Annotated in this window: 17 protein-coding genes and 5 tRNA genes; 10 read left to right on the top strand and 12 right to left on the bottom strand. The window is 68.4% G+C overall.

What is annotated here, in order from left to right; all coding sequences use genetic code 11:
• Positions 1-81 precede the first annotated feature (81 nt).
• Positions 82-1,875, bottom strand: a complete 1,794-nt coding sequence (locus QWY80_RS18460) for a sodium:solute symporter family protein (protein ID WP_290234965.1) — start codon at positions 1,873-1,875, stop codon at positions 82-84.
• 6 nt (positions 1,876-1,881) lie between these two features.
• On the bottom strand, positions 1,882-2,142 hold the full coding sequence (locus QWY80_RS18455; RefSeq protein ID WP_290234962.1) for a DUF4212 domain-containing protein: 261 nt from the start codon (positions 2,140-2,142) through the stop codon (positions 1,882-1,884).
• Between the two features lie 553 nt (positions 2,143-2,695).
• Between QWY80_RS18455 and QWY80_RS18450 the strand changes: the two genes are divergently transcribed.
• From QWY80_RS18450 to ttcA, 3 genes are all read left to right on the top strand, one after another.
• Positions 2,696-4,516: a putative nucleotidyltransferase substrate binding domain-containing protein gene (locus QWY80_RS18450; protein WP_290234959.1), complete on the top strand. Its 1,821-nt coding sequence runs from the start codon at positions 2,696-2,698 to the stop codon at positions 4,514-4,516.
• A 37-nt stretch (positions 4,517-4,553) separates the two neighbouring features.
• The gene (locus QWY80_RS18445; RefSeq protein ID WP_290234956.1) at positions 4,554-5,180 is read left to right on the top strand and encodes a 3'-5' exonuclease; all 627 of its coding nucleotides are present in this window, start codon (positions 4,554-4,556) and stop codon (positions 5,178-5,180) included.
• A gap of 93 nt (positions 5,181-5,273) precedes the next feature.
• Positions 5,274-6,197: a tRNA 2-thiocytidine(32) synthetase TtcA gene (ttcA, locus tag QWY80_RS18440; RefSeq protein ID WP_290234952.1), complete on the top strand. Its 924-nt coding sequence runs from the start codon at positions 5,274-5,276 to the stop codon at positions 6,195-6,197.
• Positions 6,198-6,247: 50 nt separating this feature from the next.
• Here the strand turns inward: ttcA and fnr are convergent, their stop codons facing one another.
• The 10 genes from fnr to ccoN form a co-directional block, all read right to left on the bottom strand.
• Positions 6,248-6,994, bottom strand: coding sequence for a fumarate/nitrate reduction transcriptional regulator Fnr (fnr, locus tag QWY80_RS18435; RefSeq protein ID WP_290235489.1), 747 nt, complete (start codon positions 6,992-6,994; stop codon positions 6,248-6,250).
• Positions 6,995-7,145: 151 nt separating this feature from the next.
• Entirely contained in the window at positions 7,146-7,907 is a 762-nt protein-coding gene (locus tag QWY80_RS18430; RefSeq protein ID WP_290234949.1) for a sulfite exporter TauE/SafE family protein, read from the bottom strand.
• Positions 7,907-8,140, bottom strand: coding sequence for a cbb3-type cytochrome oxidase assembly protein CcoS (ccoS, locus tag QWY80_RS18425; RefSeq protein WP_290234946.1), 234 nt, complete (start codon positions 8,138-8,140; stop codon positions 7,907-7,909). The genes QWY80_RS18430 and ccoS overlap by 1 nt, the downstream gene beginning before the upstream one ends.
• On the bottom strand, positions 8,137-10,626 hold the full coding sequence (locus QWY80_RS18420) for a heavy metal translocating P-type ATPase (protein ID WP_290234943.1): 2,490 nt from the start codon (positions 10,624-10,626) through the stop codon (positions 8,137-8,139). Before QWY80_RS18420 ends, ccoS begins: the two co-directional genes overlap by 4 nt.
• A 9-nt stretch (positions 10,627-10,635) precedes the next feature.
• Positions 10,636-11,139, bottom strand: coding sequence for a FixH family protein (locus QWY80_RS18415; protein WP_290234940.1), 504 nt, complete (start codon positions 11,137-11,139; stop codon positions 10,636-10,638).
• A 1-nt stretch (position 11,140) separates the two neighbouring features.
• Positions 11,141-12,580, bottom strand: a complete 1,440-nt coding sequence (gene ccoG / locus QWY80_RS18410) for a cytochrome c oxidase accessory protein CcoG (protein ID WP_290234935.1) — start codon at positions 12,578-12,580, stop codon at positions 11,141-11,143.
• A gap of 129 nt (positions 12,581-12,709) precedes the next feature.
• Positions 12,710-13,639, bottom strand: coding sequence for a cytochrome-c oxidase, cbb3-type subunit III (gene ccoP, locus QWY80_RS18405; RefSeq protein ID WP_290234932.1), 930 nt, complete (start codon positions 13,637-13,639; stop codon positions 12,710-12,712).
• The gene (locus tag QWY80_RS18400; RefSeq protein ID WP_290234930.1) at positions 13,636-13,884 is read right to left on the bottom strand and encodes a cbb3-type cytochrome oxidase subunit 3; all 249 of its coding nucleotides are present in this window, start codon (positions 13,882-13,884) and stop codon (positions 13,636-13,638) included. Before QWY80_RS18400 ends, ccoP begins: the two co-directional genes overlap by 4 nt.
• 2 nt (positions 13,885-13,886) lie before the next feature.
• On the bottom strand, positions 13,887-14,495 hold the full coding sequence (gene ccoO / locus QWY80_RS18395; RefSeq protein ID WP_290234927.1) for a cytochrome-c oxidase, cbb3-type subunit II: 609 nt from the start codon (positions 14,493-14,495) through the stop codon (positions 13,887-13,889).
• A 22-nt stretch (positions 14,496-14,517) separates the two neighbouring features.
• Complete coding sequence (ccoN, locus tag QWY80_RS18390; protein WP_290234924.1) at positions 14,518-15,942, bottom strand: cytochrome-c oxidase, cbb3-type subunit I; 1,425 nt, start codon at positions 15,940-15,942, stop codon at positions 14,518-14,520.
• A gap of 165 nt (positions 15,943-16,107) precedes the next feature.
• On the opposite strand from ccoN, the gene QWY80_RS18385 reads away from it, so the two are divergent.
• From QWY80_RS18385 to QWY80_RS18355, 7 genes are all read left to right on the top strand, one after another.
• Positions 16,108-16,869: an alpha/beta family hydrolase gene (locus QWY80_RS18385; RefSeq protein WP_353960464.1), complete on the top strand. Its 762-nt coding sequence runs from the start codon at positions 16,108-16,110 to the stop codon at positions 16,867-16,869.
• Positions 16,870-16,942: 73 nt separating this feature from the next.
• Positions 16,943-17,018 (top strand) — tRNA-Val (locus tag QWY80_RS18380).
• A gap of 38 nt (positions 17,019-17,056) precedes the next feature.
• Positions 17,057-17,133 (top strand) — tRNA-Asp (locus QWY80_RS18375).
• Positions 17,134-17,163: 30 nt separating this feature from the next.
• Positions 17,164-17,240, top strand: a tRNA-Asp gene (locus QWY80_RS18370).
• Between the two features lie 32 nt (positions 17,241-17,272).
• Positions 17,273-17,349, top strand: a tRNA-Val gene (locus QWY80_RS18365).
• 3 nt (positions 17,350-17,352) lie between these two features.
• Positions 17,353-17,429: transfer RNA gene (locus QWY80_RS18360), tRNA-Asp, on the top strand.
• Positions 17,430-17,569: 140 nt separating this feature from the next.
• On the top strand, positions 17,570-19,582 hold the full coding sequence (locus QWY80_RS18355; RefSeq protein WP_290234920.1) for an NADPH-dependent 2,4-dienoyl-CoA reductase: 2,013 nt from the start codon (positions 17,570-17,572) through the stop codon (positions 19,580-19,582).
• The last annotated feature ends 199 nt before the right edge of the window (positions 19,583-19,781 follow it).

Raw genomic sequence — 19,781 nt, 5'->3', positions numbered from 1 at the left:
AAAGCGATCGGGCTTCCCTGGGGAAGCCCGATCGCAGAGGGATTGACTGGCCCGGCATGCCGGGCCAGGGGCCATTATGTCTCAGTGGCCGCTTGCCGTGCCAGCACCCTTGGGATAGCGGACGCTTTCCACCAGATCCTGGATCTCCTGGGGCGGTTCGGCGGTCGCCTTGGAGACGCCGAAGGCCACCGCGAAGTTGATGATCGCCCCGACCGCGCCGATGGACAGCGGCGAGATGCCCAGCACCCAGTTCTCCGGGGTGTCCGCCAGGTTGTTGGTGCCCGGAATGAACAGCCAACCCTTGTAGACGAAGATGTACACCAGGGTGAAGGCCAGGCCGGAGAGCATGCCGGCGATGGCGCCATGGTTGTTCACCCGCTTGGAGAAGATCCCCATCATCAGCGCCGGGAACAGCGAGGCGGCGGCGATGCCGAAGGCCAGGGCCACCACCTGGGCGGCGAAGCCCGGAGGATTGGCCCCGAGGTAGGTCGCGACGACGATGGCGACCGACATCGAGATCCGCGCCGCCAGGAGCTCGCCCTTCTCGGTGATGCGTGGGTTGATGGCCCCCTTGATCAGGTCATGACTGATCGCCGAGGAGATGGCCAGCAGCAGGCCCGCGGCGGTCGACAGGGCCGCGGCGAGGCCGCCCGCGGCGATCAGGCCGATGACCCACCCCGGCAGATTGGCGATCTCGGGGTTGGCCAGCACCAGGATATCGTTGTTGACCGACAGCTCGTTGCCTTCCCAGCCGCGTGCCTCGGCGGTCGGCGCGAAGGCTTCGGTGTCGTTGTAGAGCTGGATACGGCCGTCGTCGTTCTTGTCCTCATACTGGATCAGCCCGGTCTCCTCCCAGGTGCGGATCCAGCCGGGGCGCTCCTCGTAGAGGATCGGGTTGGTCGTCGCGTCCTCGACGTTCTCGACCTGTCCGGCCATGTCGGGATAGACGGTGGTCGCGATATTGAGGCGAGCCATGGAGGCCACGGCCGGCGCGGTCAGGTACAGCAGGCCGATGAACACCAGGGCCCAGCCGGCGGACCAGCGGGCGTCGGCGACCTTGGGCACGGTGAAGAAGCGGATGATGACGTGGGGCAGGCCGGCGGTACCGATCATCAGCGACAGGGTGAACAGCACCATGTTGAGCTTGTTGTCCACGTCGGCCGTGTACTCGTTGAAGCCCAGGGCGGTGACCACCTCGTTGAGCTTGGCCAGCAGCGGCATGCCCGACTCGCTGTGCTCGGAGAACAGCCCCAGCGGCGGCAGCGGGTTGTCGGTCAGCTCCAGGGAGATGAACACCGCCGGGATGGTGTAGGCGATGATCAGCACGATGTACTGGGCCACCTGGGTGTAGGTGATGCCCTTCATGCCCCCCAGCACCGAATAGCAGAAGATCACCACGGCGGCGATGATCAGGCCGGTGGTGGCATCGACTTCCAGGAAGCGCGAGAAGGCCACCCCGGCGCCGGCCATCTGGCCGATGACGTAGGTCACCGAGGCGACGATCAGGCAGATCACCGCGACCATGCGCGCCTGCTTGCTGTAGAAGCGGTCACCGATGAACTCGGGCACCGTGAACTTGCCGAACTTGCGCAGATAGGGCGCCAGCAGCATGGCCAGCAGCACATAGCCGCCGGTCCAACCCATCAGGAAGGTGGAGTTGGCATAGCCGCCGGCGGCGATGAGGCCGGCCATGGAGATGAAGGAGGCCGCGGACATCCAGTCGGCCCCGATCGCCATGCCGTTGGTGATGGGGTGGACGCCGCCCCCGGCGACATAGAAGTCCTTGGTCGAGCCGGCCTTGGCCCAGATGGCGATGCCGATATAGAGGGCGAAGGAGGCTCCGACGAAGAGCACGTTGATAGCGAACTGACTCATGCTGGCTTACTCCCCGAGCCCGAATTTCTTGTCCAGCCGATTCATCTTCCAGGCATAAAAGAAGATCAGCGCGATGAAGGTCAGGATGGAGCCCTGCTGGGCGAACCAGAAGCCCAGGTCGGTTCCGCCGATCGGAATGCCCGAGAGCAGTGGCCGGAACAGGATGGCGCATCCATAGGAGACGAACGCCCAGACGATCAGGCAGCCTGTGATCAGGCGCAGGTTCGCCTTCCAGTACTCCGTTGAGTCGATTTTCTCTTCAGCCATGTCGTGTTCTCCACTTGTTCTTGAGATAGGGAAGTTGCGCACTCACATCGGTTTCGGGCCCACCAGGGCAATCGCACCCTGCCTGGCGTCTGGTGTCGTGCGATTGCCCTGCATGATGCCAAGTGGATAGTGGTCAATGACCGGAAAAAATGAATCCCAGACTTTCGTATCATGAGAAGAAAGCGATTCAAGATGTAATAAAAAAGTTCTTCAAAAACAATAAATTGAAATATTGTTTTCTGGAGGGTTGAGGGTGGCGGCGTGCCTGGATAGTACGATGGTATAGGAGGGGAGTCTTTGACCTTCGTATAGGCCACTGGAGGGGATTGGACGATGGTATAGGGAGGAGTCGGGCCAGACGATCGTCTAGCTTATGTGGGGAGAGGCGGTGTTGGTATCCTCGATCTGCCGGCCGCCATGTCGATGACATCATGTCGCCATGGTCCTCGCCGAGGCATCCAGTCACTTCGCCCCGGTTGCCGACACCGCCCGGAGTCTCGTCTTCCCCTCGCGGGAGTCGTGTCCGCGTTGGCCGCCTTCATGAGGTCATGCCATGGTCGATCTCGATCTCTCCCAGCCCCCGTTCACGCTGCTCGATGATGCCGGGCGGGAGCGTGTGCGCCAGGGCGTCGACCTGGCCTACTTCGACCGTGACGAGATCGTCCTCGAGGCCGGCCAGCCCGGCGAGTACGTCTTCCTGATCCACAAGGGGGAGGTGGCCGAGCTGGATACCACCCAGCCCGCGGCCCGGGAGCGCCTCGGCCACTACACCCGCGGTGACCTCTTCGGGGCCATCAGCATCCTGAATGGCAAGAGCCGCTACCGCTTCCGGGCCGAGCAGGAGAGCCTCTGCTACCTGCTGCCCAAGGCGCTGTTCCTCGAGCTGTGCGATGCTTATCCGCCGTTCGCGGAGTTCTTCCGCCAGACCCTGGCCCACAAGGCACGCCTGCTCACCGAGCAGCGTGCCGAGGGGGGCGTGACCATGGCCGGCTTCATGCTGGCCCGGGTCGACGAGTGCATGCGCGAGCCGCTGGTGGTGGCGGCCGGGACCAGCATCGCCGAGGCGGTGAGCACCATCAACGAGCGGTGCGTCGACTCCCTGCTGGTGGCTCGCGGGGACGGCCACGGCATGGTCACCAAGACCGACCTGCTCAACGCCCTGGTGGTCGACGAGCGTGGCCGCGATTGTCCGCTGGCCGAGCTCGGGCGTGGCGAGCTGATCACCGCCTCCCCCGGCCAGTACCTGTTCGAGGCGCTGGTGACCATGACCCGGCACAAGGTGGAGCGGGTGGTGGTGATGGAGGGCGACAACCCCGTGGGGGTGGTGGAGCTCACCGACGTGCTCAGCTACTTCTCCAGCCGCAGCTACGTGGTCGGCCTGCAGGTGGAGCAGGCGGAGAGCCTCGAGGCCCTGGCCGCGGCCAGTCGGCGAACGCCGGAGCTGGTGCGGGCGCTGATGGCCCAGGGCGTCAAGCTGCGCTTCGCCATGGGGCTGCTGGCGGCACTCAACGGTCGCATCATCAACAAGGCCTGGGGGTTCCTGGTCGACGAGCGCTATCACCGCGACAGCTGCCTGATGGTGATGGGCAGCGAGGGGCGCGGTGAGCAGATCCTCAAGACCGACCAGGACAATGGCCTGGTGGTGGCCGACGACCTGGCATGGCCCGACCGCGACGCGCAGATGCAGCGGCTCACCGAGACGCTGATCGAGCTGGGCTATCCGCCCTGCCCGGGCAACATCATGGTCTCCAATCCGCAGTGGATCGGCAGCGTCTCCCAATGGGGGAAGCGTATCGCCCACTGGCTCGCCGTGCGGGATGGGGACAGCCTGATGAAGCTCGCCATCATGCTCGACTCCCACGCGGTGGCCGGCAATCCGGCGCTGCTCGACCGGGTCCGCGACGAACTCTTCGCGCGCTGTGCCGGCGACGAGCTGCTGCTCTCCCACTTCGCTCGCGCCATCCTGAGCTTCTCCACGCCGCTGACCCTGTTCGGCTCGTTGAAGCGTCCCCAGCACGGCATCGACATCAAGAAGGGCGGTATCTTCCCCATCGTGCACGGCGTGCGGGTGATGGCCCTCGAGCGGGGGATCCGTGTCACCTCGACCCTGGAGCGGCTCGACGCCTTGGCCGCCGACGGCCGCCTGGAGGCGCGGTTCGCCGAGGACCTGGGCGAGGCGTTGTCGCTGTTCACCGAGCTGCGCCTCAAGCAGCAGCTGGCGCGGATGAACGGCGAGGGGGGCGAGCGCCAGCCCGACCGGGTGGTGGTCCAGGAGCTCTCGTCGCTGGAGCGCGACCTGCTGCGCGAGGCACTGCACATCGTCAAGGACTTCAAGCAGCGACTATCCCATCGCTTCCACCTCGAATATTCGTGAAGGCCGAGGGAACGACAAGGACACAAGGAGCCCCGTCATGTTCAAGGCATTGAGACGCGCCGCCGACCGGCGGCGGCACGCCAACGGCGACTACGCCTGGCTGTTCCACCCCTACACCGGCGACGAGATGGTGGTGATCGATACCGAGACCACCGGGCTGGATACGCGCCATGCCGAGCTGGTGTCGCTGGCCGCCGTGAAGATCCGCGGCGATCGGGTGCTGACCAGCGAGTCGCTGGACCTGCGCCTGGCGCGTCCCGCCTCGCTGTCCGGCGACTCCATCCGCATCCATGGCCTGCGCGGCATCGACCTGGAGGGCGGCGAGGCGGTGGACAAGGCCCTGGCGCGCTTGCTCGACTTCGCCGGCAACCGTCCCCTGCTGGGCTGGCACCTGGACTTCGACCTGGCGATCCTCAATCGCGAGCTGCGCCCGCGCTTCGGCTTCGAGCTGCCCAACGCGACCCTCGACGTGGCCCAGCTGTGGAGACGCCGGCTGCGTCGTCGCCATACCGAGCTCGATGCGCTGCCGCGCTTCGAGCGGGTGGCCGAGTTGCTGGATGTGCCGGTGATGGGGCGCCATACCGCCCTGGGCGACGCCGTGACCACCGCCCTGATGTACCTGCGCCTCGAGCGCACCCCGGCCCCCGGCGGCCTGTTCGCCTGAGCCGCCGGTCCCGCCCGCGGCGTCGCCTCGGGGCGCCGCGGGTGGTAGGATGGGCGCCGTCAATTTCCGCCCGCACTGGCAGCGCCCGAGACCATGCAAGACGCCACCCTCTTCGATCCCAGCGTGCGTGAGCCCGCCCCGCCGGCGTCCGCCGCCGAGTCCCCGACGCCGACCCTCGATGCCCTGGACGCCAGGGGCAAGCGCGAGTTCAACAAGTTGCAGAAGCGGCTGCGGCGGCAGGTCGGCAATGCCATCATCGATTACGGGATGATCGACGAGGGCGACCGTGTGATGGTCTGCCTGAGTGGCGGCAAGGACAGCTACACCCTGCTGTCGATCCTGCGCAGCCTGCAACGCAACGCCCCGGTGAACTTCTCGCTGGTGGCGGTGAACCTCGACCAGAAGCAGCCCGGCTTCCCCGAGCACGTGCTGCCCGAGTACCTGGAATCGATCGGCGTCGAGTATCACATCCTCGAGCGCGACACCTATTCGGTGGTCAAGGAGAAGACCCCCGAGGGCAAGACCACCTGCGCGCTCTGCTCGCGGCTGCGGCGCGGTTCCCTCTATGGCTTCGCCGAGGAGATCGGCGCCACCAAGGTGGCGCTGGGCCACCACCGCGAGGACATCCTGGAGACGCTGTTCCTCAACCTGTTCTTCGCCGGCAGCCTCAAGGCGATGCCCCCCAAGCTGCTCTCCGACGACGCCAGGAATATCGTCATCCGCCCGCTGGCCTACTGCCGCGAGGCGGATATCGCCGAGTACGCGCGGCTGATGGACTTCCCGATCATCCCCTGCAACCTGTGCGGCTCCCAGCCCAACCTGCAGCGCCAGGTGGTCAAGGAGATGCTCGCCGAGTGGGAGAAAAAGCACCCCGGCCGGCTGGAGAGCATGTTCAAGGCGGTGACCAACGTGGCGCCCTCGCAGCTCGCCGACCGCGAGCTGTTCGACTTCGCCGGCCTGGAGGAGAAGCAGGCCGCGATGCTCGCCAGCCGCATCGACCTCCATGAGGAGCCGTAAGCTGGAAGAAAACCCTTGATCCAAGAGGGGAGAGGGCCCAGCTTCCAGCTTTAGTGCACGCCCTCTTCCTCGGCCAGGCGAGTGAGCGCCGGCAGATCGAGGATATTCACCTCGCGGCCGGAGACGGCCACCAACCCCTGACCCTGGAAGCGCCCGAGGATGCGGCTGACCGTCTCCACGGCCAGGCCCAGATAGTTGCTGATGTCGGCACGCGACATGGAGAGCCGGAAGCTGTAGGGCGAGTAGCCGCGGCGCCGGAAGCGTTCGGAGAGGCCGGCGAAGAAGCTGGCCAGGCGCTGGTCGGCGGTCTTGCGAGATAGCAACCGCATCATCCGGCGGTCGTCGCGCAACTCCTTGCTCATGCTGCGATAGAGCTGGCCACGCAGCTCCGGCAGCGCCTCCGACAGGCGGTCGAGGCGGTCGAAGGGGATCTCGCAGACGGTGGTCGTCTCCAGAGCCACCACGGTGCCCGGGTAGCGGTCCTCGTCGATGGCGTCGAGACCCACCAGCTCGCTGGGCAGGTAGAAGTTGGTCAGCTGGTCCTCGCCGCTGCCTTCGGTGGTGACCTGCTTGAGGCTGCCGGAACGCACGGCGTAGACGCAGTCGAAGTCGCTGCCCTGGCGGAACAGGATGTCGCCCTTCTTGAGGGGCGCACGGCGGCGGATGATGGCGTCCAGCTGCTCGGTGCCGCGCTCCTTCAGGGCGAGGGGCAGGCAGAGGGAGCTGAGGCTGCAGGTCTGGCAGTGGGGGTGGTAGGCCAGCTCGTGGCGCTCGGCGGTCGTCTGGGGATGGCGCATGGCGGTGGTCGTCCTGTGGGGTGCCTTGACCTGCATCATGGCACCCCGCCGCCGAACGGGATATTGCCCCTAGGAGGTATCTCCGGGGTAGAGGGTCGCACCTCGCGCTCAGGCTACCATCCTGCCTCGGGCGGGGCAGGCTCGCCTTGCCTCATGTCAGGCCGGGGGCGAGGCGCGTGACGGCGGCGTGGGCATGGCCTGAGTGGCCGTCCCCGGGGTGAAGGCCGCTGCCCGGCAGCAGCACCCACAGCTGCCAGAGGGCGAAGGCGATGATCGCCAGGGCCGCCAGGGTGCGGGTGGCCGGATGGCGGATCAGGCCGGCCAGCTGGCGGGCGGCCAGGCCGGTGACGAGCAGCGCCGGCAGGGTGCCGAGCCCGAAGGCGCCCATCAGGGTGGCGCCGCGTAGCGGCTCGGCCATGGCCAGGCTCCAGGCCAGCATGGAGTAGACCAGCCCGCAGGGCAGCCAGCCCCAGACGGCGCCCAGTGCCAGCGCCTGGGGTACCCTCACCACCGGCATCAGGCGGCGGCCGAACGGCTCCAGGTGGCGCCACAGCCGGCGCCCCAGCGCCTCGACCCTCAGCAGTCCCTTCCACCAGTCGGCGATGTAGAGCGCCATCAGGATCAGCATCACCGCGGCCAGCCCCTGCAGGGCCAGGCGGGCGCCGGGGGCCACGCCGATCAGGGTACCGAGCCCCGCGGCGAGGGCGCCGGCCGCCATGTAGCTGGCGATGCGTCCCAGGTTGTAGCCCAGCAGCAGCCCGGAGAGGCGCGTCGTCGAGCGCATGCTGGGGGGCACGGCGAAGGTCAGGGCGCTCATGATGCCGCCGCACATGCCGATGCAGTGGGCGCCGCCCAGCAGGCCGAAGACGAAGGCCGCGGCCAGCGGCGGCAGTTCCAGGCCGGTGGGATCCATCAGCGCGCCTCGTCGTGGTCGTCGTCCTGCCGGGCATCATCCCGCTCGCGGGCCGCCTGGCGACGCCGGCGCTCCTCGGGCGGCAGGTCGTTCTCGTCCTCGTCGAAGAGGATGCGGTGCGCGGGCCCTTCCAGGTCTTCGAACTGGTCGTGCTCCACCGCCCAGAAGAAGGCCCAGACGGCGAGGCCGAGCAGGATCAGCGACAGCGGAATCAGCAGGTAGAGGATGCTCATGCGTTCACCTCCCGGGGCGTCGGGGCCGGGGCCGCGGCGGGGGCCACGGCGCGGCTGCGGAAACGGTTGAGGCGCAGGGCGTTGCCCACCACCACCAGGGAGCTGGCCGACATGCCGATGGCGGCCAGCCAGGGGGGCACCAGGCCGACGGCGGCCAGTGGCATCGCCGTGACGTTGTAGCACACCGACCACAGCATGTTCTGGCGCATCACCCGGCGGGTGGCGCGGGACAGCTCCACGGCCTCGACGATGCGCGTCAGCCGCGGGCCGAGCAGGATGGCGTCGGCGCTGGTGCGCGCCAGGTCGGTGGCGCCGTTCATGGCGATGGCCACGTCGGCGCCGGCCAGCACCGGCACGTCATTGATCCCGTCGCCGACCATGGCGACCCGCTCGCCTTCAGCCTGGCACTCGCGGATGCGGGTCAGCTTGGCCTCGGGGTCGGCGCCGCCCCGCCAGTCGGCGATGCCCAGGTGCCCGGCCAGGGCGCCGGCCGCCTCGGCGGTGTCGCCGGAGAGCAGCTCCACCGCCAGGCCCAGGGCGCGCAGGCCCGCCACCGTCTCGGCGGCATCGTCGCGCACCTGGTCCTGGAGGCGGAACCAGGCGCGCGGTTCGCCCGCCTCGGCGAGCAGCAGCCACTGGTCGGCGTCGGGCGGTGCGGGCACATCGTGCGGGGCGGCGAAGGCCGGCCTGCCCAGTCGCCAACGGCGGCCGTCGAGGTCGCCCTCCAGTCCCTGGCCGGGGCGGCTGGTCACCGCCACGGCGCGTCGCGTGGCGTCGCGGAAGGGGTGGAAGGCCCGTGCGATGGGGTGCTCGGAGCGCGCCTCCAGGGCGGCGGCCAGGGCCCGGGCGCGGCCGGCCTCCAGCCCGCCCAGCGGGCGGGTCTCCACCAGGCTCATGCGTCCGGTGGTCAGGGTGCCGGTCTTGTCGAGGATCACCCGGTCGACGTTCGACAGCGCCTCGATGGCGTCGGCGCGGGTCACCAGCACGCCGCGGCGGCGCAACTGGCCGTGGCCGGCGGTGAGCGCCGTGGGCGTGGCCAGGGCCAGGGCGCAGGGACAGGTCACCACCAGCACCGAGAGGGTCACCCAGAGCACCCGCGACGGGTCGATAAACCACCATGCTGTGGCGACACAGGCCGTGACCAGCAACAGCCGCAGCACGAAGAGGTGGGCCATGCGTGCCGCCAGTTGGGCCAGGCGCGGGCGGCTGGCGAAGGCGCGGTCGCTGAGGTCGACGATGCGGGCCGCCCGGGCGTCGCGCCCGGCGTGGGTCACGCGCACCACCAGGGGGCTCTCCACGTTCCGGCTGCCGCCGCTCACGGCGTCGCCGGGGCGGCGCGTCACCGGCAGGGTCTCGCCGGTCAGCATCGACTCGTCGAGGCTCGATTCGCCCTCCTCGATCACCCCGTCGGCTGGCACGCCATGGCCGGGTTTGACCAGCACCCGGTCGCCGGCGACGAGTTCGCTGGCCGGGAGGATGCGCTGTTCGTCGTTGCTCTCGAGGCGGGTCGCCGAGAGTGGCAGGGCGCCGGCGAGGGCGTTGCCGCTGTGGCCGCTGCGCCGCCTGGCGCGGGCCTCCACGTAGCGGCCGAAGAGCAGGAAGAAGGTGAACATGGCCACCGAGTCGAAATAGACCTCGCCGCCGTCGCTGAGCACCGCATAGGCGCTGGCGAGGTAGGCCCCGCCGATGGCGATGGCGACCGGCACGTCCATACCCAGCACCCGGGTGCGCAGGTCGCGCAGGGCGCCGGCGAAGAAGGGTTGGGCGGAGAACAGCACCACCGGGGTGGCCAGGGCGAAGGAGAGCCAGTGGAAGAGGGCGTGGAAGTCGGCGCTCATGCCCCCCGGGCCGGCCAGATAGATGGGCAGCGAGAACATCATCACCTGGGCCATGCCCACCGCGGCGACGATCAGCCGGCGCACGTTCATGCGCTCCTGGTGGTGGAGGCGCGCCTGGGCGGCGTCGGGTTCCCAGGGCTGGGCCGGGTAGCCGATGGCGGCCAGCTCGGCGAGCAACTGCGAGAGGCGGATGCGCTCGGGGTTCCAGCTGACCCGCAGGCGGTGGTGGCTGAGGTTGACGGCGCTGGATTCGACCCCCGCCAGGGCGTTGAGGCGGTGCTCGATCAGCCAGGCGCAGGCGGCGCAGGTGATGCCATCCACCGCCAGGGTGGCGTGGACGTCCCCCGCGTCGCCCTCGGGATGCACGAAGCGGCGCTGCAGGCCGGGATCGTCGAATACCGCCCAGGTCTCGGTGCGGGCCGTGTCGTGCTCCTCGGGGCGCTCCGGCAGTTCGGTGCGGAAGCGGTAGTAGCCGGCCAGGCCGCCGTCGACGATGGCATGGGCCACCGCCTCGCAGCCGGGGCAGCAGAGCGGGTGGCGCGCCTCGTCGAGGGTGATCGACCAGGAGGCGCCGGCGGGCACCGGGCTGCCGCAGTGGTAGCAGTCGCCGGGGTCCGGGGCGGGGGGCGTCGCGACGTCTCGAGACATGGCGTGGGGCTAGAGGCCCGGGACCAGGGCGGTCTCGTCGTCGCTGGGGAAGCGGGCCTCGCCGGTCAGCCGCCACTCGGCCGCCTCTCCGGCCTCGGGCTGCAGCTGCAGGTACCAGCGGTGGCGCAGCGGCTCGTCGATGGTCGTCACGTAGCGCCCTCCGCGCACCTGGTCGAGGACCAGTTCGCGGTCGAAGTCGCTGTCGGTGGGGAAGATCAGCGCCAGGTGCAATTGCTTCGGCTGCCGCTCGCCGGCCAGGTCGACGACCACGTCGCCGGTCCGGGCGTCGACCCGCAGGCTGGCCGACAGGCCCAGCTCCTGGGCGTGCTCCTGCTTGGCCAGCTGTTCGTTGATGGCCAGGCCGCGCTCGTAGTAGTCGCCGCCCACCGAGCCGTCGAAGTAGCGGATCGAGAAGGCCAGATAAGTCAGGCTGAAGGCCACCGAGGAGAGCAGCAGGCCGATCAGGAACCAGGGCCAGAACTGCTTGTACCAGGGCGTCACGGGGTGGGACATGTCACCTCCGAAGCTGTCCGAGGAAGCGGGTTTCCCGCTCCAGGGCGATGTTGGGTGCACGCTCGGCGGTGAGCCGCAGTGTGATGGGGTGGCTGGGGCTCTCGAGCGCCTCCGGGGGGGCGATGATCGACACCACCGCCTGGCGGGAGGCGCCGGCGGGCACCTCGAGGCGCCGGGTATCGAGCGCCAGGTCGGTCAGGCCGTCGGCCTCCAGGCGGTAGACGTGGTCCTCGCCGTCGCGGTTGCGGACCGTCAGGGTGTAGACGTTGCTGATCCGGCCGTCCTGGGTCGTCTGGAAGAGCCGGCCGCGCTCGCGCTCGACCTCGAAGTCCAGGGGCGTACGGTCGCCGAGCGTCCAGGCGAACAGGCCCACCATCACCAGCAGCGCCGCCAGGTACCCCAGCAGGCGGGGGCGCAGGAGGCGGGTCGAACGGCCCTCCAGGGCGTGCTCGGTGGTATAGCGGATCAGGCCGCGGGGATAGCCCATGCGGTCCATCACGCTGTCGCAGGCGTCGATGCAGGCCGCGCAGCTGATGCACTCGTACTGCAGGCCATCGCGGATGTCGATACCGGTGGGGCAGACCTGCACACAGAGGTCGCAGTCGATGCAGTCGCCATGGCCGGCCTCCCGGGCCTGGGCATGCGAGAGGCTCTTCTTGCGCGCCCCGCGGGGTTCGCCGCGGGCGGCGTCGTAGGACACGATCAGGGTGTCGGCATCGAACATCACCCCCTGGAAGCGCGCATAGGGGCACATGTAGATACACACCTGCTCGCGCAACCAGCCAGCGTTGAGGTAGGTGAAGACCAGGAAGAAGCCCACCCAGAAGTAGGACCAGCCGTGGGCCTGCAGGGTCGGGAGCTCCACCACCAGGTCGCGGATCGGTGTGAAGTAGCCGACGAAGGTGATGCCGGTGGCCGCGGCGATGGCCAGCCAGATGGCGTGCTTGGCCGACTTGCGCCACAGCTTGTCGGCGTCCATGGGGCGCTTGTCGAGCTTGATGCGCCGGTGGCGGCTGCCCTCGAGGCGGTGCTCGACCCAGATGAACAGGAAGGTCCAGACGCTCTGCGGGCAGGTGTAGCCACACCAGACGCGCCCGGCGAATACCGTGATGAAGAACAGCCCGAAGGCGCAGATGATCAGCAGCCAGGAGAGCAGGATGAACTCCTGGGGATAGAAGGTGGCGGCGAAGACGTGGAACTCGCGGCCCGGGAGGTCGAACCATACCGCGGGACGCTCGCCCCAGGGGATCCAGGGAACCAGCAGGAAGGCCAGCATGAGCCCCCAGTTGGCGACGCGCCGGACCCGCTGGAAGAGGCCCTTGATCTCGCGCACGTAGATGTGTTCGCGCTTGGCGTACATCGCCTGCGAGACGGTCGCGCCGGGCTCGTGCTGGCCGACCGGGGAGGGCGTGACGTCGCGGGTGGGGATCTTGTCGCTCATGGCGTGGCTCACGGCAGGAAGGAGCGGCCTCTGCGGGCCCTTGGTTGGGCCCCATTGTAGCGAGGCGGCGACCCCACGAGGAAGGGTGCGACCGGCGGCCGCACCCTCGTCGTCCCGCGGCTTCGGCCGTCAGTCTTCCTGGCTGAGGCTGTAGACGTAGGCGGCGACCAGGTGGACGCGCTCCTCGCCGATGTAGGCGGCCTGGGCCGGCATATGGCCGTTGCGGCCGTTGCGCAGGGTCTGGCGGATCGAGTCGGCCAGGCTCTGGCCCGGGGCCTGGTAGAGCCAGGCGTCATCGGTCAGGTCGGGGGCGCCCAGCGCCTGGTTGCCGGTGCCGTCGGGCTGGTGGCAGGCGGCGCACACCGAGGCGAAGGTGGCCGCGCCGCGCTCGGCACGCTCGGCGTCGTGCTCGTTGCCGGAGAGCGCCAGCACGTGCTGGGTCAGGTTCTCGATGTTCTCCTCGCCGAGTTGCTGCCAGGAGGGCATCAGGCCGTTGCGCCCCTGATTGATGGTGGTGACGATGTTGTCGGGCTCGCCGCCGTACAGCCAGGCGTCGTCGGTCAGGTCGGGGAAGCCGTAGCCGCCCTCGGCGTTGGAGCCGTGGCACACCGCGCAGTTGTTGAGGAAGATGCGCTCGGCGACCTGCATGGCCTCCTCGTCTTTGGCCAGTTCGGGAATGGGCTCTTCCTGGTACTGGGCGAAGATCGGCGTGAAGCGCTCCTCGGCCGCGGCCACTTCCTCCTCCCACTGGCTTTCCTGGCTCCAGCCCAGCAGGCCCTGGAAGTTGCCCAGCCCCGGATAGAGCACCAGGTAGGCCAGGGCGAAGATCACGGTGCCCACGTAGAGCTTGAACCACCAGCTGGGCAACGGGTTGTCGTACTCCTCGATGCCGTCGGCGGCGTGGCCGGTGGTGTCCACGTTGCCGTGGGTGTCGGGAGTCTTGTCGGTCTTGCGGTTGGCGTAGAGCAGCCAGAAGGCAAGGCCGATGGAGCCCAGCGTGATGACGATGATCCAGGCGCTCCAGAACCCGGAAAGGGAGTCACCCCAGAGATTATTCATGTGTTCCTGTCTCCCTCGTTGTCTCGGGAATCGACTTGTCGAGAAGCGTCCTTGTCCGATCCGGCCTGGGCCGTCGGATCCTGGTGCCCGTCACGGTCGGGCGTGTCGTCATCGTCGGCGAAGGGCAGGTTGGCTGCCTCGTCGAAGTCCTTCTTGCGCCGCTTGGAGTAGGCCCAGGCGGTGATGCCGAGGAAGGCGATGATCAGGATCCCGGTCAGGATGCCGCTAAGAGTGCCGCTATCCATGATCAGCGCGTGCCCTCGAGCACGGTGCCCAGTTGCTGGAGATAGGCGATCAGGGCGGTGATCTCCTGCTCGCCGCGGACTTCCGAGCGGGCGCCCTCGATCTGCTCGTCGCTGTAGGGCACGCCGAGTTCGCGCAGGGCGCGCATCTTGTCGGCGGTGTGCTGGCCGTCGAGGGTGCGCTCGAACAGCCAGGGATAGGCGGGCATCACCGATTCCGGGACCACGTCACGCGGGTTGTACATGTGGGCGCGGTGCCAGTCGTCGCTGTAGCGGCCGCCCACCCGGGCCAGGTCCGGGCCGGTGCGCTTGGAGCCCCACAGGAAGTTGTGATCGTAGACCGACTCGCCGGCCACGCTGTAGTGGCCATAGCGCTCGGTCTCGGCGCGGAACGGGCGAATCATCTGCGAGTGACAGCCCACACAGCCCTCGCGACGATAGATGTCGCGCCCCTCCAGCTCCAGGGCGGAAAGGGGCTCGAGCCCCTCCACGGGTTCGGTGGTCTGCTTCTGGAAGAACAGCGGCACGATCTCCGCGAGCCCGGCGAAGCTGATCACGACCAGGATCAGCACGGCCAGCAGGCCGACGTTCTTTTCGACGATCTCGTGTCTCATTGGTGGTGGTTTCCCCGTTGGCTCAGGCAGTCTGCGGAAGCGGCTGTCGAGCGCCTTCACCGCGCTTGACGGTCATGTAGACGTTGAAGGCCATGATCAGCATGCCGGTCACCCAGCACAGGCCGCCGATCAGGCGCACGATGTAGCCCGGGCCGCTGGCCTCGACGGCCTCGACGAAGGTGTACATCAGGGTGCCGTCGGGATTGATGGCACGCCACATCAGGCCCTGCAGGATGCCGTTGACCCACATGGCGGCGATGTACAGCACGGTGCCGATGGTGGCCAGCCAGAAGTGCACGGCGATCAGGCCCACGGAGTGCATCTCGGTGCGGCCGAACAGGCGCGGGATCAGGTGGTACAGGGAACCGATGGAGATCATCGCCACCCAGCCCAGGGCACCGGCATGGACGTGGCCGATGGTCCAGTCGGTGTAGTGGGAGAGGGCGTTAACGGTCTTCACCGCCATCATCGGGCCCTCGAAGGTGGACATGCCGTAGAACGACAGGGCCACCACCAGGAAGCGCAGGGTCGGGTCGGTGCGCAGTTTGTGCCAGGCCCCGGAGAGGGTCATCATGCCGTTGATCATGCCGCCCCAGGAGGGAGCCAGCAGGATGATCGACATCACCATGCCCAGCGACTGGGCCCAGTTGGGCAGGGCAGTGTAGTGCAGGTGGTGCGGACCGGCCCACATGTAGACCATGATCAGTGCCCAGAAGTGGACGATGGATAGGCGGTAGGAGTAGACCGGGCGCTCGGCCTGCTTGGGCACGAAGTAGTACATCATCCCCAGGAAGCCGGCGGTCAGGAAGAAGCCCACCGCGTTGTGGCCATACCACCACTGCACCATGGCGTCGATGGCGCCGGAGTAGATGGAGATGGAGTACATCGAGGTGACCGGGATGGCGGCATTGTTGACGATATGCAGCACGCCGATGGTCAGGATGAAGGCGGCGTAGAACCAGTTGGCCACGTAGATGTGGGAGGTCCTGCGCAGCTTGATGGTCCCCAGGAAGACGATGGCATAGCCGATCCACACCGCGGCCAGCAGGATGTTGATGGGCCACTCCAGCTCGGCGTACTCCTTGGTGGTGGTGTAGCCCAGCGGCAGCGAGATCACCGCCGAGAGGATCACCGCCTGCCAGCCCCAGAAGGTGAAGGCGGCCAGCCTGTCGGAGAACAGCCGCACCTGGCAGGTGCGCTGCACCACGTAGTAGGAGGTGGCGAACAGCGCCGAGCCGCCGAAGGCGAAGATCACGGCGTTGGTGTGCAGCGGACGCAGGCGGCCGAAGCTGGTCCAGGGCAGTCCGAGGTTCAGTTCCGGCCAGACCAGCTGGGCGGCGAGGATGACACCGAGTGTCATGCCCACGATGCCCCAGACCACGGTCATGATCGCGAACTGCCGAACTACCTTGTAATTGTAGGTCGGGTGTTCAAGTGCTGTGCTCATGTCGGGTTCCCATCGAACGCGGTAGCGGGATGAAGCTGCGTCAGCATGCCACGGACGCCGCCTCCCTCTGGATGATGCGAGTCAAATCGGCGGGATTCTATCGCAGCCGGGCATGATCCTGAACACATGAGATGCCCTGAGCACTAGAACCAAGGAGACGAAGGCGTGTCGAACAATGCTTGCGATACCCGGGCGGCGCTCTCCATCGAGGCCTGTCGAGGCCGCTTGCTGGAGGGGCTCCAGGGCCGCTGGTGCCTCCCTCAGGGGCCGCTGGAGGTGCTGGGGGAGGCGCGGCATGGTCGGCTGCTGATCGCCCACGGGGCGGGCGCCGGCCAGGATTCCACCTTCCTGCAACGCCTGCGACGGGAGCTGGCCGACGGCGGTGTGCAGACCCTGGCCATCGAGTTCGGCTACCTGCAGTGCATGCGCCGCGAGGGGCGTCGCCGACCCCCGCCCCGCATCGACCGCCTGGTGGAGGAGCTGGCCACCTGGTGCGACCTTCTGTCACACCCGGCGCTGCCGCCGTTGTGGCTGGGCGGCAAGTCCCTCGGCGGGCGGACGGCGAGCCTGCTGGCGGCCCGCGATGGAGCCCCGGGGCTGGTGCTGTGCGGCTACCCCTTTCATCCGCCGCGCCGGCCGGAGCGCTTGCGCCTGGACCACTGGCCGGCGCTCGCCTGCCCCACCCTGGTGGTGCAGGGCAGCCGAGATCCCTTCGGCAGCCGCGAGGAGGTGGTGGGCTACGCCCTGCCGGTCTCCACGCGTTTGCACTGGCTGGAGGACGGCGATCATGACTGGCAGCCGCGGCGCGCCTCCGGGCGCGACCAGGCGGCGTTGATCGCCGAGGGGGCGGCCGTCATCGCCGGCTTCCTGGCCGCGCATCGAGGGGGCGAGTGGCGCGGCCAAGTGGATGAATCCGCTAGCGAATGAGGCGCTCTCGCCGGGCGCGAAAAAGCGTTGACATTGGGCGGTGCCCCTGTAGAATGCAGCGCCACGTGACCGGGGGTGGTTAGCTCAGCTGGGAGAGCACCAGCCTTACAAGCTGGGGGTCACAGGTTCGATCCCTGTACCACCCACCACTGCCTCGGCAGTCCCGATCACGCAGGAAGCACGCAGCGGACCGGTAGTTCAGTCGGTTAGAATGCCGGCCTGTCACGCCGGAGGTCGCGGGTTCGAGTCCCGTCCGGTCCGCCATCGTGTTCCCGCCAGGCAACAGTCAGTTGCGGACCGGTAGTTCAGTTGGTTAGAATGCCGGCCTGTCACGCCGGAGGTCGCGGGTTCGAGTCCCGTCCGGTCCGCCACGCTGGCCTGACATTGCGATAAGCGATTACGTGGGTGATTAGCTCAGTTGGTTAGAGCACCAGCCTCACATGCTGGGGGTCACTGGTTCGAGTCCGGTATCACCCACCACGCGGACCGGTAGTTCAGTCGGTTAGAATGCCGGCCTGTCACGCCGGAGGTCGCGGGTTCGAGTCCCGTCCGGTCCGCCATCGTCGCGACGGAATTTCCGAAAGCCCCGAGCCCCCCGGCTCGGGGCTTTCTGCTTTAATGGTTCTCGCCGGGCTGGCAGGCCGGTTCAAACTACCATACAGTTGTTTGAATCCTGTCTAAGCGAAAGCGAGGAGCCGCCGTGACCGCCTATCCCCACCTCTTCCGTCCCCTCGAGCTTGGCCGCCTCAGCCTGCCCAACCGGGTGCTGATGGGCTCCATGCACACCAACCTGGAGGAGGCTCCGGGGGGCTTCGCGCGCCTGGCGGCCTTCTATGCCGAGCGGGTCCGAGAGGGCGTGGGACTGATCGTCACCGGCGGCATCGCCCCCAACCCCGAAGGGGCCGTCTTCCAGGGGGCGACGACCCTGGAGCGGGCCGACCAGTTGCCCGACCATCGCCGGGTAGTGGAGGCGGTGCACGACGCAGGGGGGCACCTATGCCTGCAGATCCTCCACGCCGGACGCTACGCCTACACCCCCGACCTGGTGGCGCCCTCGGCGCTCCGGGCACCGATCAATCCCTTCACGCCGCGCGAGCTCGCCGCCGAGGAGGTGGAGCGGCAGATCGAGGACTACGTGCGCTGCGCGAGCCTGGCGCGTGAGGCCGGCTACGACGGCGTGGAGGTGATGGGCTCCGAGGGCTATCTCATCAACCAGTTCATCTGCCGGCGCACCAATCGACGCGACGACGCCTGGGGTGGGCCCTTCGAGAATCGCCTGCGCTTCCCGGTGGAGATCGTACGGCGCATCCGCGCGGCGCTGGGCGAGGACTTCCTGATCATCTTCCGGCTGTCGATGATCGACCTGGTGGAAGAGGGCAGCACCCTCGATGAGGTCGTGGCCCTGGGGCGCGCCATCGAGGCCGCCGGCGCCGATGCGCTCAATACCGGCATCGGCTGGCACGAGGCGCGGGTCCCCACCATCGTCACCAGCGTGCCGCGGGCCGCCTTCACCGAGGTGACCCGTCGCCTGCGTGGCGAGGTGTCGGTCCCGCTGATCGCCGCCAATCGCATCAACATGCCGGAGGTGGCGGAGAGGGTGCTGGCCGAGGGGCATGCCGACATGGTCTCCATGGCGCGCCCCTTCCTGGCCGACCCGGCCTGGGTGAGCAAGGCGCGGGAAGGGCGCAGCGAGGAGATCAATACCTGCATCGCCTGCAACCAGGCCTGCCTGGATCACACCTTCGAGGGCAAGCCGGCCTCCTGCCTGGTCAATCCCCGCGCCGGTCACGAGACGGAACTGCTCATCGAGCCCGCGGAGGCGTCGAAGGCGATCGCCGTGGTGGGGGGCGGCCCGGCGGGCCTGGCGTGTGCGCTCACCGCGGCACGGCGGGGCCATCGGGTGACGCTCTTCGAGCGCGACCTCGAGCTGGGCGGGCAGTTCCGCTATGCGCGCCGCATTCCCGGCAAGGAGGAGTTCGACGAGACCCTGCGCTACTTCCGGGTGATGCTCGACAAGCACCGGGTGGCGGTGCGGCTCGGTTGCGACGCCGATCCCCATGCGCTGCGCGACTTCGATGCGGTGGTGCTGGCCAGCGGGGTGCGGCCGCGGCGCCTCGACCTGCCCGGCATCGACCATCCCCGGGTGATGAGCTATCCCACCGCCATCGTCCATCCCGAACGGGTCGGTCGCCGGGTGGCGATCATCGGCGCCGGCGGCATCGGCTTCGACGTGGCGGAGCTGCTGACCCATGCCGGGCATCCCGCCCTGGACCGCCGGGCCTGGTGCGACGAGTGGGGCGTGGACCTGGCGGTGGCATCGCCGGGCGGGCTCACGGCTCCGCGCCGCCCGGAGACCCCGCGCCGGGTGTACCTGCTGCAGCGGAAGGCCTCCAAGCCCGGCAAGGGACTGGGCAAGACCACCGGCTGGGTGCATCGAGCGTCGCTGAGGCATCGTGGCGTCGAGGCCCTGGCCGGCTGTGAGTATCTGCGTATCGACGACGACGGCCTGCATATCCGCATCGACGGTGAGGCGCGCTGTCTCGAGGTCGATACCGTGGTAGTCTGCGCCGGCCAGGAGCCGGTGCGCGAGCTGTTCGCGCCGCTGCAGGCGGCGGGCGTCGCGGTGCACCTGATCGGCGGGGCCCTCGAGCCCGCCGAGCTGGACGCCAAGCGCGCCATCGACCAGGGCACCCGCCTGGCGGCACGGCTCTAGTCCAGGCGCGGGGGCGGCCGCCGGCTTCCCCGTTCTCGAGGTTCGCTCCCCGACCTGGCGGCAGCGTTGAACAAAACTGCACAATTGCCAACGAACCCTCGGGAGGCATCATGCTCTTAGGGTTAAAGTCCCAGCGTTGATTGCCTATCCGGTTGCTTCGTTTCCGCGTGTCTACGCTGAGGGTGACCCAGTCCTCGTG

It is taken from the genome of Halomonas ramblicola (assembly GCF_030409215.1).
Classification (GTDB): Bacteria; Pseudomonadota; Gammaproteobacteria; order Pseudomonadales; family Halomonadaceae; genus Halomonas; species Halomonas ramblicola.
This window is presented reverse-complemented; position numbering and strand designations above follow the sequence as displayed.